The sequence below is a fragment of the Hymenobacter sediminis genome (assembly GCF_003231285.1).
GTDB lineage: Bacteria > Bacteroidota > Bacteroidia > Cytophagales > Hymenobacteraceae > Hymenobacter > Hymenobacter sediminis.
On sequence record NZ_QKNS01000001.1, the window covers coordinates 64,683 to 80,419 of the forward strand.

Annotated in this window: 9 protein-coding genes; 2 read left to right on the plus strand and 7 right to left on the minus strand. The window is 55.2% G+C overall.

Annotated elements, in window-relative coordinates; translation table 11 throughout:
* Positions 1-516 precede the first annotated feature (516 nt).
* Together ileS and DNI29_RS00310 are read right to left on the minus strand one after the other, a co-directional pair.
* Positions 517-3,918, minus strand: a complete 3,402-nt coding sequence (gene ileS, locus DNI29_RS00305; protein WP_110976080.1) for an isoleucine--tRNA ligase — start codon at positions 3,916-3,918, stop codon at positions 517-519.
* Positions 3,919-4,052: 134 nt separating this feature from the next.
* On the minus strand, positions 4,053-6,491 hold the full coding sequence (locus DNI29_RS00310) for an efflux RND transporter permease subunit (RefSeq protein ID WP_110976081.1): 2,439 nt from the start codon (positions 6,489-6,491) through the stop codon (positions 4,053-4,055).
* Between the two features lie 237 nt (positions 6,492-6,728).
* Between DNI29_RS00310 and DNI29_RS00315 the strand changes: the two genes are divergently transcribed.
* Complete coding sequence (locus tag DNI29_RS00315) at positions 6,729-7,124, plus strand: hypothetical protein (RefSeq protein ID WP_110976082.1); 396 nt, start codon at positions 6,729-6,731, stop codon at positions 7,122-7,124.
* An 83-nt stretch (positions 7,125-7,207) separates the two neighbouring features.
* Here DNI29_RS00315 and DNI29_RS00320 read toward each other — a convergent pair whose 3' ends face one another.
* Positions 7,208-8,725 (minus strand): glycine--tRNA ligase, encoded by a 1,518-nt coding sequence (locus tag DNI29_RS00320; protein ID WP_110976083.1) that lies wholly within the window; start codon positions 8,723-8,725, stop codon positions 7,208-7,210.
* A gap of 361 nt (positions 8,726-9,086) precedes the next feature.
* Between DNI29_RS00320 and DNI29_RS00330 the strand changes: the two genes are divergently transcribed.
* On the plus strand, positions 9,087-10,493 hold the full coding sequence (locus tag DNI29_RS00330) for an inorganic phosphate transporter (RefSeq protein WP_110976085.1): 1,407 nt from the start codon (positions 9,087-9,089) through the stop codon (positions 10,491-10,493).
* Positions 10,494-10,688: 195 nt separating this feature from the next.
* On the opposite strand, the gene DNI29_RS00335 is transcribed toward DNI29_RS00330, so the two are convergent.
* The 4 genes from DNI29_RS00335 to DNI29_RS00350 all read right to left on the minus strand — a co-directional run bounded on the left by DNI29_RS00335 (position 10,689) and on the right by DNI29_RS00350 (position 15,678).
* A complete protein-coding gene (locus DNI29_RS00335) occupies positions 10,689-11,171 on the minus strand; it encodes a hypothetical protein (protein ID WP_110977241.1) in 483 nt (160 codons plus the stop codon).
* A gap of 59 nt (positions 11,172-11,230) precedes the next feature.
* Positions 11,231-11,722 (minus strand): DUF4385 domain-containing protein, encoded by a 492-nt coding sequence (locus tag DNI29_RS00340; protein ID WP_110976086.1) that lies wholly within the window; start codon positions 11,720-11,722, stop codon positions 11,231-11,233.
* Between the two features lie 1,173 nt (positions 11,723-12,895).
* Positions 12,896-14,497 carry an Ig-like domain-containing protein gene (locus DNI29_RS00345; RefSeq protein ID WP_162303460.1) on the minus strand — a complete coding sequence of 534 codons (1,602 nt, stop codon included), beginning with the start codon at positions 14,495-14,497 and terminating at the stop codon, positions 12,896-12,898.
* A 284-nt stretch (positions 14,498-14,781) separates the two neighbouring features.
* Positions 14,782-15,678, minus strand: a complete 897-nt coding sequence (locus tag DNI29_RS00350; protein ID WP_110977242.1) for a class I SAM-dependent methyltransferase — start codon at positions 15,676-15,678, stop codon at positions 14,782-14,784.
* Positions 15,679-15,737 lie beyond the last annotated feature (59 nt).

The following is a 15,737-nucleotide window of genomic DNA, read 5'->3' on the forward strand; positions in this document are numbered from 1 at the left end:
AAAGCTCGCGAAAAGGCAAACTTACTGGAAACAAACGTTTTTACGGACGACCCGCGGCGTACACTTTCCGGGTGACTTTGATGAGCAGGCCTTGAAAGAGAAGTAGGAACCGAGTTAGTAACTGCAAACCGTAAAATGCTGAGTTGATAGAGATAAGCAAAAGACGTTTATTCTGATATCCTCCTACCATATATTTCAAAGGAAATCAACAACAATTCGCCGCTCAGTACCCATTTCATGGACTTAACTATAGTCTTTCTGGGTGCCTATGCAACTCCGCATACGCTTCCAACAGCAACGCTCTATGCCCACTATACCTTACAATCGTCAGTTGAATAGCAGCCTGCTGCCTAACAATAAATATGACATGGAACTGGTGTCTAAGAAAAAGGGAGACGATGTGACGAAAGCGCGAATTAAGTAACCAGCCTCTCGCGGCGATAGGTAGTCTTGTAAAAAAGGCCGCGAAACGCATGTTTCGCGGCCTTTTTGGTCTTTGGATACTGGCCTAGGCCACTAGCCGTTGGCTACTTCCAGCTGCACCGGCACCGTGTACTCGTCAAATTCCAGCACCGAACCGCCGGTCAGGTCGGGGGCGAAGTTCAGGGCCAGGGCTTGCACTTCCTCGCGGATATAGCTGCCGAACGACTGGACGGCGGCTTCCAGCTCGGGCTGGTGGCCCAGCGTTACCTGAATCTTGTCCTGGACCTCCAGGCCGCTGTCTTTGCGCAGGTTCTGGAGACGGTTCACCAGCTCGCGGGCTACACCTTCTTGGCGCAGCTCATCGGTGAGGGTCACGTCGAGGGCCACAGTGAGGGGGCCGTCGGTGGCTACCAGCCAGCCGGGCAGGTCCTGGGTGCGGATTTCCACATCATCGGGGGCCAGGGTGTAGGCCTCGCCGTCGATTTCCACGGCTAGTTGGCCGGTTTTTTCGAGGGTGCTGATTTCCTCCGGCGTCATCTGCTGGATGCGGGCGCCCACGGCTTTCAGCTTGGCACCGTACTGCTGGCCCAGGCGCTTGAAGTTCGGCTTCACCGACTTCACCAGCACGCCGCTGGTATCGTCGAGGAACTCCACGTGCTTCACATTTACCTCGGCGCAGATCAGGTCTTCCACCTTGCCCACTTGCTCACGAGTAGTCTCGTTGAACACCGGCACCAGGATGCGCTGCAGGGGCTGACGCACCTTTAGCACCGACTTCTTCCGCAGGGAGTGGGTGAGCGAAGAAATCCGCTGAGCCAGATCCATGCGCTCCTCCAGGGCCTTGTCGATGCGGGTTTCATCGGCTTCTACGAGCAGCGTGAGGTGGATAGACTCGGGGGCTAGTGGGGTGTTTTTGGCTACTGCCTCCTCGCGCATACCGTCGGTCATGTTCTTGTAGAGCCATTCCGCGAAGAAAGGCGCAATAGGAGCCATGAGCTGAGCCACTACCACCAGGCATTCCTGCAGGGTTTCATAGGCGGCACGCTTATCAGCGGTCAGCTCGCCCTTCCAGAAACGGCGGCGTGAGAGGCGCACGTGCCAGTTGGAGAGCTGATCGGTCACGAAGTCCTGGATGGCGCGGGCGGCCTTGGTGGGGTCGTAGCCATCATAGTAGCCGCGCACTTCCTGAATCAAAGACTGCAGCTTGCTCAAGATCCAGCGGTCCAGCTCGGTCAGCTCGGCGTAGGGCACCCGGTCGAACTCACGAGCCTGGAAGCCATCGAGGTTAGCGTAGAGGGCGTAGAACGAGTAGGTATTGAACAGCGTGCCGAAGAAGCGGCGTTGCACTTCCGTGATGCCGGCCAGGTCGAATTTGAGGTTGTCCCAGGGCTGGGCGTTGGCAATCATGTACCAACGCGTAGCGTCGGGGCCGAACTGGTTGATGGTCGCAAACGGATCGATGGCATTGCCGAGGCGCTTGCTCATCTTGTTGCCGTTTTTGTCCAGCACCAAGCCGTTGGCCATAACGTTCTTGTAGGCCACTGAGTCCTCTAGCATTACAGCCAAAGCGTGCAGGGTGAAAAACCAACCACGGGTCTGGTCTACGCCCTCGGCAATAAAATCAGCCGGGAAGTTCTTCTCGAACTGTGCCTTGTTTTCCAGGGGGTAGTGCCACTGGGCGTAGGGCATGGCGCCGCTGTCAAACCACACGTCGATGAGGTCCGTCTCGCGGTACATGGGCTGGCCGGAGGGTGACACGAGGAACACGTCATCTACATAGGGACGGTGCAAATCGGTCATTTCCCCGCTCTTGATGGGGTTGTGCGTCATCACCTCAGCCGCTACAGCCTTGTCAATTTCGGCACTCAGCTCGGCAATGCTGCCGATGCAGATTTCCTCCGAGCCATCCTGGGTGCGCCAGATGGGCAGGGGCGTACCCCAGTAGCGCGAGCGGCTCAGGTTCCAGTCTACCAGGTTTTCCAGCCAGTTGCCGAAGCGACCGGTCCCGGTGCTTTCGGGCTGCCAGTTGATGGTTTTGTTGAGCTCAATGAGCCGGTCTTTTACCGCCGTGGTCTTGATAAACCAAGAGTCCAAGGGGTAATACAACACGGGCTTATCGGTACGCCAGCAGTGCGGGTAGGTGTGCTCGTACTTCTCCACTTTGAAGGCTGTGCCGTCGCCTTTCATGCGGATGGCAATGCTTTCATCGAGGGTCTTGTAGTCAGCTCCACTCTGGTCGTGGCCATCGTAGTTTTTCACCCAACGGCCACCGAATTCGCCCATCTGGGGCACGTAGCGGCCAGTGCGGTCCACAACAGGGGTAGGCTTACCCTCGGCATCCATCACAATCAGCGCCGGGATGTCGGCCAGTTGGGCAGCCCGGAAGTCATCAGCGCCGAACGTGGGCGAAATGTGCACAATGCCGGTACCGTCTTCAGTGGTCACGAAGTCGCCGGGAATTACGCGGAAGGCTCGCTCCTCCCCTTCAAATGCCGGGAAGCCTTTATCCTGGCCGAAAAGCCGCTCATAGTTGATGCCTACGAGCTCGGAGCCTTTGAAGGTATTTTCGATGCGCCAGGGCAGCACTTTATCGCCAGGTTTGAAGTCTTCAAACGAAGCGTCCTTGCCTTTCTCCGAGAAATAGCGGTTCACCAACGCCTCCGCCAGCACCACCCGAATGGGCGCGTAGGTGTACGGGTTGAAGGTGCTTACCAGCACGTAGGAAATGTTTTTCCCAACGGCTAGGCCAGTGTTAGCGGGCAAGGTCCAGGGCGTGGTGGTCCAGGCCAGGATGTAGGTTGGTACCTCACCAGCTCCGGCAAACAAGGCCTCTGATTTCTCGTCCTGCTTTACCTTGAACTGAGCCACGATGGTCGTATCCTTCACGTCGCGGTAGGTGCCGGGCTGGTTCAGCTCGTGCGAAGACAGACCAGTGCCGGCGGCCGGCGAATAAGGCTGAATAGTGTAGCCTTTGTAGAGCAGACCCTTGTCGTAGAGCTTTTTGAGCAGGGCCCAGCAGCTCTCGATGTACTCAGGCTCGAAGGTGATATAGGGGTCGTCGAGGTCAACCCAATAGCCCATTTTCTCGGTGAGGTCGTCCCACTGGGCTTTGAAGCGCATCACGGTTTCGCGGCAGCGCTGGTTGTATTCCTCGATGCTGATTTTCTTGCCGATATCTTCCTTGGTGATACCTAGCTCCTTCTCTACCTGCAGCTCAATAGGCAGGCCGTGGGTATCCCAGCCGCCTTTCCGGCTTACCTGCTTGCCTAGCAAGGTCTGGTAGCGGCAGAAGATGTCCTTTACCGTCCGGGCCATTACATGGTGAATGCCGGGGGCGCCGTTGGCCGAAGGCGGGCCTTCATAAAACACGAAGGTGGGCTGCCCTTCGCGGGTGCTCACGCTTTTCTCGAAGATGCCGTTCTGCTTCCACCACGCCAGGATATCGGTACCAACCTGGCCATAGTTGAGCGGCTGCTTGTATTCGGGGTAGTTCATATGATCTAGGGGAGCTATGCAAAATCGGTTGTCATCCTGAGAGGAGCGAAGAATTTCATTACGCGGGAACAACCATCGTTGCAACGTGGTAGGGTTCTTCGCTTCGCTCAGGATGGCAGCTGTTTCCTAAGTATTTAACCGTTCAATTTCGGCTGCACCTGAATTTTATTCAGATTCAGCTCTAGGTCATCATCTTCCTCGTGGTAGTTGTCGTCGTAATGACGGATACCAGACTGGTCGATAACGTCCTCGTCCTTGCCGTGCTCAAAGGTAACGAGCAGACAGGGCAGCAGAATCAGGTTGGAGAAGTTGGTAATCAGCAGGCTGGCCGACATCAACAGACCCAGGGCCTTGGTGCCGCCAAACTCCGAGAAGGCGAACACCGAAAAGCCCAGAAAAAGCACAATACTGGTGTAAATCATGCTGGTGCCCGCCTCCGACAAGGTAGTGGTAATGGCGGCCTTCACCCGGCGTCCGTTGGCGGCCATTTCCTGCCGGAACTTTGCCAGCAAGTGAATAGAGTTGTCGCCATCAATACCCAGGGCAATGCTGAAAATCAGGGCCGTGCTGGGTTTGAGCGGAATGCCGAAGTAGCCCATAATTCCGCCCGTGAGTAGCAGCGTGAAGAAGTTGGGCAGCAGGGTAAAGAACACCGCCCGAATGCTGCGGAACAGAATCAGAACCACCACGCCTACCAGCAGGAACGCGTGCCAAAGGCTGGTTTTAAGTGTCCCAATCAGGTATTCGTTGCCTTTAGTGAAGATGGTGGTGGTACCGGTCAGCTTCACCTTTATGTCCGTGCCTTTGAAAATCCGGTCGATTTCGGGTTTGATACGGTTGTTGATAAGCGTATCGAGGTTGTGCGAACCTACGTCGGCAATTTTCAGCGAGATGCGAGCCTCCTGCATATCCTTGTCGGTGAAGGAGCGCAGCAACTTGCTGGTCAGCTGGCCCTCACTGCCCTCCGTGGACTGTGAGCGAGCCAAGTAGCTGAACACATAGTTTTTCTCGGAGTTATCGGGTAGGCGGTAGAACTCGGGGTTGCCGTTGTAGAAGGCCTGGGTAGAGGCTTTCAGGAAGGTAACCACGCTCACGGGGGTAGTCAGCACGGGCTGGGTGCGCAGGAAGTTTTCCAGCCGGTCGATGCGCTCCAAGTTCTTGAGTTTCAGGAGACCTTTGGGCCGGCCCGTATCTACTACCAGTTCCAGCGGCATTACGCCGTTGAAGTGCTGCTCAAAAAACTTCAGGTCAGAGTTTACGGACGAGTCTTTGGGCAGATCATCGACCATATAGCTAACTGATTTCACCTTGGTAACCCCGAACGAGGCTAGCACCAGTAAGGCCAGAGCTGTGAGGTACACCGTGCGCCGACGCTCCAGCACCAGGTAGTCGAAGAACTCCAGCAGCTTGGTTAGGGGCTTGGCTTCGAGGTGCTCGAGTTGTTTGGGGGTAGGCGGCGGCAGAATGGTGAAGATGATGGGCATCAGGATGAATGACACCGCAAACGCCACGAAAATATTGAGGGTAGCCACTAACCCAAACTGGTAGAGAATGGCAATGTTGGTGAAGCAGAACACCACAAAGCCAATGGCTGTGGTGGTATTATTCATCAGTGTCACCAGCCCGATTTTGCGCACCACCCGCGCCATAGCCAGCACTTGGTTGCCGGATTTACGGTAATCGTAGTGGTAGCGAGAAAGCAAGTAGGTGCAGTTCGGGATGCCGATAACGATGATAATGCTCGGTATCAGGCCCGTGAGCAGGTTGATTTTGTAGCCCAGCAGCACCATGCTGCCAATGCACCACGTTACCACAATCAACACAATCAGCAGTGGGAACACCACCGCCGACCACGTCCGGAAGAACATAAACAGGGTCGCGGCCATCATCACGATGGTGAGGGCCACGAAGAACTTCATCTCGCCCGCTACCTTAGAGGTCATGGTGGCCCGCACGTAGGGCAGGCCGGCGTAGTGCATCTTGATGCTGGTCTTCTGCTGAAACCGCTCAGCGTGGCTCAGAATCTCCTGCATCACGGCCTCGCGCCGGCTGGAGTTCAAGTACTTGGGGTCCATGGTGAGGGCCAGCAGCGTAGCCCCAGTGGTAGGCGAAATCAGCTGGCCTTTATAGAACTCCTGAGAGTTTACTACCCGCATCAGCGAGTCGAGCTCGGGTTGGGTGCGGGGGAAGTTGCGGAAAATAGGCTCGGCCCGGAAGGTTTGGGTAGCGGTATCCTTTACCAGGCGGGGTAGGCGCGTAACACCCAGCACCCCATTTACCCCTTCTACCTTGCTGAGTGTATCCGTTAGCCTGCGCAGCTCGTTGAAGTTCTTCAACTCATACACCGAGCTATCCTGCATGCCCAGCACCAACACGTTGCCATCCTCGCCAAACTTGCGCTTGAACTCCTGGAAGTATACCATGTCGGGGTCGTCGGGCGACACGACCTGGGCAAAATCGTAGGTCATCTGCACCTTGCGGGCTTCCCAGGCCATAAACACCGTGATAACGGCCAGCAGCCCGATCAGCAGGCGGCGGTTCTTAATAACGAACAGGGCGAGGTTTCTCCACATAGGCTGCTAAAATGCAGCAAAGGTACGTAACCCCTGGCAGCTATCTGGTGCCGCTCCGGTATTAACCCGCGCCACACGTTACGGCTCAGCCTGAGCCTGTTAGTTGGTTATTTCATTTTTTGTTCTGAATATAGGGAACATTTCATGATAGTTATTACGTAAACACCGTAACATCAGCACGTTGCGGTATCAATTATTTGGATTATACCCCGTATTGCTTGTTATTTTCCCTTGGCAATGACCCTACCTAATTCTTCGGATGTGTCCATCACCTACCATCCGTCTTCTGACACCCTGCATCTTAACTTCACTGCTACTTGCTCCGGCGTATCGTTTGGGCAGGCTTACCAAAAAGCGCTGGAAGCCATGCTAGCGCAAAACGTAGGCAAGCTGCTCCTGGACCTGAAGCGCAATGTTTCCCTGACCGAGGAAGCCGAACTGCTGCATCCTCTTGCCACCATACTTCCTGAACAGTTGTCGCGCCCTTTGTTTATTGCCGCGGTGGTATCAGAGGGCCAGTACCGCTACCAGATTGGCAGCTCCCTGGCTTCCTACCCTCCAACCCCGGCCCAAGTCGAGTTCAATTACTTTACTTCCCGCCGCGACGCTACCGCTTGGCTGAGCGAAAACTAGGGGTAGCAAGTTCAGCTTTAGCCACCAACAGAAAGGCCGCCGGATTGCTCCGGCGGCCTTTCTGTTTTCAGTGTATAATTCGCTTACAGCTTTTCGAAAATGCGCGAAAGGCTAACAGCCTCACCAATGTAGCTGCGAAGCTCCGAGATGGGCATGCGGGTTTGCTCGCGAGAGTCGCGGTGACGGACCGTTACGGTGTTATCTTCCAGGGTCTGGTGGTCAACGGCAATGCAGAAGGGCGTACCAATGAGGTCTTGGCGGGTGTAGCGCGTCCCGATGGAATCCTTCTCCTCTACCACCAACCGGAAGTCGTGGCGCAGGGAGTTGTAGATTTCGTTGGCTTTGTCGGGTAGGCCGTCTTTCTTAACCAGCGGGAAGATGGCGGCTTTGATGGGCGCTACGGCCGGGTGCAGACGCAGCAGCTTGCGGGTTTTGGTTTGTTGCTTCTCGCCTTCGCCTTCCGTAATGGTTTCTTCCTGGTAGGCTTGGCAGAGGGTAGCCAGGAACAGACGGTCGGCGCCCACCGAGGTTTCCACTACGTAGGGCACGTAGTTGCCGTAGGGCTTGCCGGTCTCAGGGTTGATGTCGTTATCGAAGTACTGCTGCTTTTTCCGGCTCAGGTTTTGGTGCTGGGTCAGGTCGAAGTCGGAGCGGGAGTGAATACCCTCGATTTCTTTAAAGCCGAAGGGGAATTCATACTCGATGTCGACGGCAGCTTTGGCGTAGTGAGCCAACTTATCGTGGTCGTGGAAGCGCAGCTTGTCGGCGGGCAGGCCCAGGGCCTCGTGCCAGCGGCGGCGCGTTTCCTTCCAGGTCTGGTACCACTCACCTTCGGTGCCAGGGCGCACGAAGAATTGCATTTCCATCTGTTCGAACTCCCGCATCCGGAAGATGAACTGGCGGGCTACAATCTCGTTGCGGAAGGCCTTGCCGATCTGAGCAATGCCAAACGGCACCTTCTGGCGTGCCGACTTCTGCACGTTCAGGAAGTTGACAAAGATGCCCTGAGCCGTCTCGGGCCGTAGGTAAATCTTGCTGGAGTCATCAGCCACGGCGCCTACCTGCGTCGAGAACATCAGGTTGAACTGGCGCACATCAGTCCAGTTGCCGGTTTTGCTAACGGGGCAGATAATCTGCTCGTCGAGGATGAGCTGCTTGACGCCGGCCAGATCTTCGGCCGTGAGCAGGCGGCCCATTTCGGCTAGCAGGGTTTCGGCGCGGGCTATTTCGCCGTTCTTCTCGTACTCAGCGGCCTTGTCTTCGAGCAGCACGTCGGCGCGGTAGCGCTTCTTGCTGTCGAGGTTATCAATCATGGGGTCCGAAAAACCATCGACGTGGCCGGAGGCTTTCCAGGTGAGCGGGTGCATAAAGATGGCCGCATCAATGCCTACCACATTCTGGTTGAGCTGGGTCATGGCCTTCCACCAAAGCTGCTTCAGGTTGTTTTTGAGCTCCACGCCATTGGGGCCGTAGTCATACACGGCGGCCAGGCCGTCGTAAATTTCTGAGGAAGGGAATACGAAGCCGTATTCCTTGGCGTGCGACACGATATCGGCCAGGGTGCTTTCGGCCGTGGCGGCGGGTTTCTGCTCGTTGCTCATGGAGAGGGTAGTAGGTAGAAGATAGAGCCTAGAGCGTAGATGCATACCAGTTGTTCAGACGTTGCGTCTGAATCAGGTTTTGCTTCTCACCTCTAAGCTCTCAGTTCTAAAGTAAGAGCAAAAGTAGCCAAAGCTTTAGCTTGCTACCTACCTGCGCAATCATAAATCCCCTTGTCAAACTGCTACTCAACAATTTATTGATGCTCAGGACCTGCGGCCTAACCCCGCAGAACTTCCCTGCGTTTAGCGGCTCAATAGCCCGACTTGTCAGCAGGTCCGGTAACAATTTCATAATCTTGCGCCCCCTTTGGGCGGTCCTACCTTTGGTTACCGAAACTGAATCTTCACCAATCCCCCCTTTATGTTTGGCTTAGAGCCTCATGTGCTGTTGCTGCTGATTGCCTGTTTGGTAGCAGCTTGCGCGTTTGAATTTGTCAACGGCTTCCACGACACGGCCAATGCCGTGGCGACGGTTATTTACACCAACACCCTTCGCCCCTGGGTGGCCGTTATTTGGTCGGCGTTCTGGAATTTTATTGGGGTACTCACCGGTGGCATCGCTGTGGCCATGGGCATTGTGTACCTGCTGCCTGTGGAAAGCCTCGTAGACCAGAACGTATATCATGGCATTGCCATGGTAGGCGCCCTGATTATGGGAGCCATTATCTGGAACGTGGGTACGTGGTACTACGGTTTGCCCTCGTCCTCATCGCACGCCCTGATTGGGTCCATCCTGGGGGTAGGCATTGCCTTCAGCTTTCTGCCTGGCTCCAATAATGCGGCTGTGAACTGGAGCAAGGCCGGCGAAACAGGTGTAGCGCTGCTGACCGGTCCGCTGTTCGGCTTCTCGCTGACCATCATCATGATGTTCCTGCTTAAGCGCTTCGTGAAGAACAAGGCCATCTTTAAAGAGCCCCACAAGCGCAAGCCCCCACCCCTCTGGATTCGTCTGATCCTGATTGCCACCTGCACCCTGGTAAGCTACTTCCACGGCTCCAACGACGGGCAGAAAGGTGTGGGACTGATTATGCTGATCCTGATTGGCATTGTACCAACCTACTTCGCCCTCGACCACGGCAAGAACCCCTTGGATATGCGCGACTCGCTGGTGAAGGTGGAGCAGGTAATGCAGAAGGTAAACGTGATGGAACTGAGTTCCAAAGACCGGGAGGCGGTTGCGAACATCAAGCAGCAAACCAACTCTCTTGACAGCATCTTCGTGGGTAAAACCGAGGTAGCTCAACTGCCGCAAAACGCCCGCTTCGAGATTCGCAAAGCCATTCTGCTGCTGAACAACCAAGCCAAAACCGTACTGGGCAGCGACAAAGTGAGCCTGAGCACTGCTGACCGGGAAACCCTTACGGTGGGCCTGGCCAACATGAAAGGCTTCACTGATTATGCCCCCTGGCAGGTGCTAGTAGCCGTATCAGTATCCTTGGGTCTGGGCACCATGATTGGTTGGCAGCGCATCGTGAAAACCATTGGGGAACGAATTGGCAAAGAACACTTAACCTACGCCCAGGGTGCATCGTCGGAGTTGGTAGCAGCTGCCATGATTGGCGCTAACACGCAGCTAGGTTTGCCGGCTTCTACTACCCACGTTTTGTCATCGGCTATTGCTGGTTCTATGGTAGCCAACCGTGGTATTAAGAACTTGAACCCTCAGATGGTGCGCAACATTGCGCTGGCCTGGGTACTGACCTTACCAGTTACCATGGCCCTTTCGGGTGGGTTGTTCCTGCTGTTCCGGGCTATTATGCCTTCCTAAGTTATTCTTGGAATAAAACAAAAAAGCTGCTCCGAAATTCGGAGCAGCTTTTTTGTTTTTAGCCTATTGCTCAGGCCATTCACTTGCTAGCCATTTTAGCTCTCAAAGTGAGAAGAGTTGTTGAAAACTCCCGGCTATGAGCATCTTATCAACTTATCCACAGGAAAAACTCGTGCTTTTGTGGATAACTCTGGCTTAGGCGGGCCACTGCACCTCTAAGTCGTCGTTGATAAACACCCCGAAGTTGACAAACTGCAGCTCGCCTTCATCGAAATACATGTCAATCATTTCCTTTTCATAGGACAGGCGCATCTCACCGGTGTCCATTTTCTCTACCTCGCTTTGCTCATGGCCATGGCGCTTCATCAGGTCCTGAATTTCTTCGGGGCTCTTGCCATGGATGGCTTCGCCGTAGAGGCGGATGCCGGGATGGTCGGTTTCGATGCAGCTCAGGCGGTAGTCGTCTTCCCGGTCGAAGTAGAGCGAGTAGCCTTCTTCGAGGTAGTTCCAAGCCTGGTGCTCAAACTCGTCGTCGTCTTCCGACTCTTCAATTTCTTCGGGCTCCCCCATTAGGGCGCGAACTTCATCCATGGAAGCGCCAAACTTAAGCGGCCCCATGCCGATGCCTAGGGTAATTTCGTTTTCGTCGGTGCTGGAGGATTGGGCTGGTGTCTGCATAGCCATTACGTCTGGGGTGAGGAGTTAAATTCAGGGAAAGTAAAGGTAGGTCGCAGTTCTCATTTGCCGTAGCGCGCCTCAAATTCGGTTCGCTGCCGCAAGTACTCAGGGTGTTCTTTAGCTTGGTCCCACTTGCGCTTAAAGATGGCGGCGGCTTCAGCCTTTACCGGGTCCTCGGGGGTGCGGGGCAGCTCGTCGCGGCCGTGGGCGCCACTTTGCCCCTTCTTGTCGTCTGGCACCGGGCCGTCGTACTTTTTTCCGCCTTTGTGGTTGGCGTAGCGTCGGGCCCGCGTGAAGCCCATCTGCAGGAACTTGCGGGCCATGTCGGCGCCTACAAAATCATGTTGCTGCAAATAGGCCTCAAAGAGACGATAGATGTGCTCCGAGGACTCCCGTGCCACCTCCGGGGTCCGGAAGCGCCAGTGAGGCAGAATCTCGGCTTTATAGGGCTGCACCAGTAGTACACCCTGCTCCCCCTTGCCTACTCGGTACAACTCGGGGTGCTGGCGGAAATCAACAGTCCGAAAGTCGAGGGTGTAATCGAACGGCATGGGTAGGAACTAAAACAACTATGGGCTCCTCTATACGCCGCTTGAGGCGAGGAGGCTGCGTATTTATCCTAGTTCCACCTCATAATCGTGGATAAACGGCCATTGTATTGTGGATAACCTGTTGATTATTAACATAGACCTTCGAATTTGATAGGCGGCATATCGAAATTCTACTCTGCTTGGTGGTTATCCACTAACCCAGGCCTAAAGTGGGGATAATTACGGCTGATGGGATGTGGACAATAAGCGTCACCTGCTCCGTGAAGACGTCACCTCGCTACAAGAATCGGAATGATGTCCCTACTCTCCTCATAGCTGAGCAAACCTTAGCGTTTCGCGCAACTTCCGTCAGCAGTTTACGGCACTTTGCTTTTTCCACCTCCTGTGTGCCGATCCTCTGACAGAACAACTGATTTCCTACCCCCACCTATTCTTCAAACCATGAGGAAGGCCCGGCTGGCTTTTCCACAGGGTTAATAACTTTTAAAATTCTTTTTTAAATAAATTCTCTTTTGTCTCCTGTCGTTAGGGCTGTGTATAAGTGGATAAGAAAACAGAGTTATACACAGCGGGGATAACATGTGTACAAGAACAGAGTTATGCACCGTCTATCAACAGGGTATGTGGATAGTAAGACTCTGATAAATAATAAGTTGGATGTGTTTTTAACAATCCACAGGCCTTATACACAAATCCACAATTCACATCCACATAGTGGTGTGGATAGTAGTATTTTCGGGGGATAGTTATCCACCCTTGTCCACAAGGATTGTACACAAGAGAGAGGCTGCCAGTAGGAGCAAACCACCAAAAAAACTTTTCCGCAAGTTCTCCACGAGTTATCCTCATGTTTCCCCATTATTATCCACAGGTTATGCCACTTGTCCTTATTTCGGTGGAAAACTCTGTGGATTTCTCAAGCGCATACACCCAAAAAAGCCCCTGCTTACTAGTAGGGGCAGATTCAGGATGTGGATATCTTGATGAGTGCTTTTCTATATAGCAGTGAGTAGGATTTTGCTTAGGCTATTACCTGCTACCCGGCTCCGGAGTTGATCCTATCATTGGCCGTCAGAAAACTCAGCCCGATGTGGCGGCCGCCTACCCCTACAGCAACGCCCAACTCCAGCTAAGGAATTGGGCGTTGCTGTAGGGGTAGGCTGGCGGACTAAGTTAGAAGCTCAGGGTTTCGACGTTATCGAAGTTGGAGCGGATTTCTAGGGCTTTCGGGAAAAGGAAAACAGGCTCGGGCTGTACGCGCAGTTGCGGGTCGCTACTGCGCCACCGGCCGTCCTTGTCGGCATCAATCAGCACCCGGATGCGGTAAGTGCCCGGCGCCAGGAAATCGAAGCGGTAGGTGCCCCGGGGGCTGTCGAGGGTAGCTTGCACTTGCCCGTTGGCATCCAGCAGCTGTACCCAGTAGCGCGTGTACTTAGTTTGTAGGGGGCCGCTGAGCGAGCCAGTGGTGTTTTGCTCTGTTACGCGGAGACGCAGGGGCTTCAGGCCCAGGCGCTGCCCGGTAATACTGCTGATGGCGGTGCTGTCAAGCAGTATGCTCACGTTCTTGCGGGCGTTGGTATTCAGTGTGAGGGCCAGCGTTAGCCGGTCGGGACTGAGCGTGCCGTCCTGGGGTAAGCGTAGTGGCCGCCGCTTCACCGAGTCCTCGGCTAGCACCCCGATGGGTTTGTTGGCAGCTAACTGAATGGGCTCCTTAAACACAAACTTTACCTGCCCCTGCCGGTACACCTCGCGCGGGTTGCCGTCCACTACATATCCGGGACCTTTGCGAGCGGCCTCGTTGCCCTGGAAGCGCACATTCACGGTGTCGCGGCCGCTGTTCCCGACGCTGTCAATGGCCGTGAGCAGGTAGCGGCCCTCCGTTAGCTCCGGCACGCGGTAGAGTACTGCCGTCCGGCCCTTATCGGTTAACTGCACCGCGCGGGCCAGGGCTACCGCGGCAGGGGCTGTTCCCAGCGGTGCCAGACTGATTTGCTCTACCCCTTCATTGTAAGAAATCCGGAAGTCGGTGGGGTTGGGCTTTTGGGTGGTGATAAGGGGCCGGCGCGTGTCGGGGCGAGTTAGGCGGAAACGGAGGCTATCGGTGGTTGGGCCTACCGTCAGCAGCTCCGAGAGGTAGCCGATTCGCTCGCCTTCCTCGTAGCGGTTGCTCTGATTTTTATCGAGCAGAGCGTAGGCCTGGTAGCGGCCTTCCTTCAGGTAGTTCAGCTCGAAGCGCCCTTGCTTATCAGTGCGGGCCAGGTAGTAAGGCCGGCCCCGGCGGACGTTGGCCGTATCGGTTTCCGGATACAAAACCACCGACACATTTTCCGTGGGGGCATCACTGAGCAAATCTGTTACTACCCCCCGGACGGAGCCGGAGTCGAGCTGAGCGCCGGTGCTAAAACTGACCATGGCCTTAGGCGCCGGGTTGCTCTCTGTAATGTCGCTGATGGAGTTGCCGAAGTTGAAAGAGTAGGTGGTGTTAGGCGCAAAAGGCTTATCGAAGGTGATAGTAATGGCCGTGCGGTCTTCGCGCACCTTGTAGGTGTTTTTCTCATCGAGAAGGGGCGCTACAATCAGATTTTTTTGCAGGTCCTTGATCTGCACCTGCTCCGAAAACTCCAGCCGCACCGACTGGCCACTTACGTTGCGGGCACCGTTGGCTGGCAGAGTGCGTACCAGTTTGGGCGGAATGGTGTCGCGCGCCCCGCCTTCGGGTGAGCTGATAGCCGCGCAGCCGTTGAGCCCTGCGGCACCCAGTAAAAGAAAGAGCACACTAGCTCGGGAAGATAAAGGCATAGAAAAGGATTCGCGGTTGTTGCGAGGGTAGGCAATAGCACGAAGTTCGGTCTGACGCCAGGCCAGGGGTAGTACCGCTGCCGGAAGTCTGATTCGTGCGTCGAAGGTACAAGGCTGAACGCTGGAACGGCTAAAAACTGTCATTCCGGGCCAGGCGGAAAATCCAGGTGCCTCAGCAAAGGCTACCCCAGATTCTTCGCCCAACCCGGAATGATAATGCTCTGTAGAAGAAACAGGTAGCCTCTCCCCTACCCCACCGGCTAGCGTTTATGTGCTACGTAAATCAGGCTGGAGTACTGGCCCTCGTGGCTGGCAGCGTAGCGGTTTGATTGGTAGCCGGCTTTCAGTACGGTAAGCATGCCGCCGCCCCGCTCGGCGCGGTGCTTTTCGCTAAGCATGCTCACGTAATAGGCATCTAGGGGCATAGGCAACACCTCCTTCACCTGCATTTTGTGCTTTTTGAGCAGCTGGGTCATGGTTTTGGGGGTGAAATGGTACAGATGGCGCGGCACATCATAAGCAGCCCAGTCCTGGCGGTAATGCTGGGCATCGAGACTATCGGCGTTGGGCACAGCAATAATCAGCACCCCATCTGACTTCAACAGCCGAATGAGCTGGTGCAGGGTATCGTTCAGTTCGTGAACGTGTTCCAGTACGTGCCAGAGGGTGATGACATCGAAGGTTTCGGAGGGTAGCTTCGTGAGGTCAGCTTCCAGTTCCAGGGCCGGGCCTACGCGCTGGGTCGCTTCCTGTCGGGCTCGCTCATTGGGCTCCCAGCCAGCTACCCGCCAGCCGTTGCCCTTAGCAGCCGCCAGAAAGTGACCAGTGCCGCAGCCGTAGTCGAAGAGGCGACCTTTGCGGGTAGCCAGATTATTCACCAGCGCTACTTTGCGACGCATGGTAAAAAACCGCGCCACTTTATAGGCTTGGTTGATAACCCCCCCTGCCCCACTATTGTGCGACACGTACTCGTCGGACTCATAATAGCGACCAATGTGAGCGGCATCGGGGCGCGGGTTGGTGAACTGAAACGAGCAGGCCTCGCATTGCTGAATGGCAAAGCTTTCCTTACTCACCGACTTATCTTCTACTACCAGCTTGTTGCGAAATTCTGTTTTCCCGCAGACCGGGCACTTCTCCAAACGCTCGTAAATCACAGATTTGCGCTGATTAATTTGATTACGCTGATTGCAGCCAAACTTCCGGCAGGGCATCC

What these genes read in the sequence shown, in the direction of transcription:
- ileS (WP_110976080.1), bottom strand. Translation starts at nt 3,918, where the DNA reads ATGAACTACCCCGAATACAAGCAGCCGCTCAACTATGGCCAGGTTGGT.
- DNI29_RS00310 (WP_110976081.1), bottom strand. Translation starts at nt 6,491, where the DNA reads ATGTGGAGAAACCTCGCCCTGTTCGTTATTAAGAACCGCCGCCTGCTG.
- DNI29_RS00315 (WP_110976082.1), top strand. Translation starts at nt 6,729, where the DNA reads ATGACCCTACCTAATTCTTCGGATGTGTCCATCACCTACCATCCGTCT.
- DNI29_RS00320 (WP_110976083.1), bottom strand. Translation starts at nt 8,725, where the DNA reads ATGAGCAACGAGCAGAAACCCGCCGCCACGGCCGAAAGCACCCTGGCC.
- DNI29_RS00330 (WP_110976085.1), top strand. Translation starts at nt 9,087, where the DNA reads ATGTTTGGCTTAGAGCCTCATGTGCTGTTGCTGCTGATTGCCTGTTTG.
- DNI29_RS00335 (WP_110977241.1), bottom strand. Translation starts at nt 11,171, where the DNA reads ATGCAGACACCAGCCCAATCCTCCAGCACCGACGAAAACGAAATTACC.
- DNI29_RS00340 (WP_110976086.1), bottom strand. Translation starts at nt 11,722, where the DNA reads ATGCCGTTCGATTACACCCTCGACTTTCGGACTGTTGATTTCCGCCAG.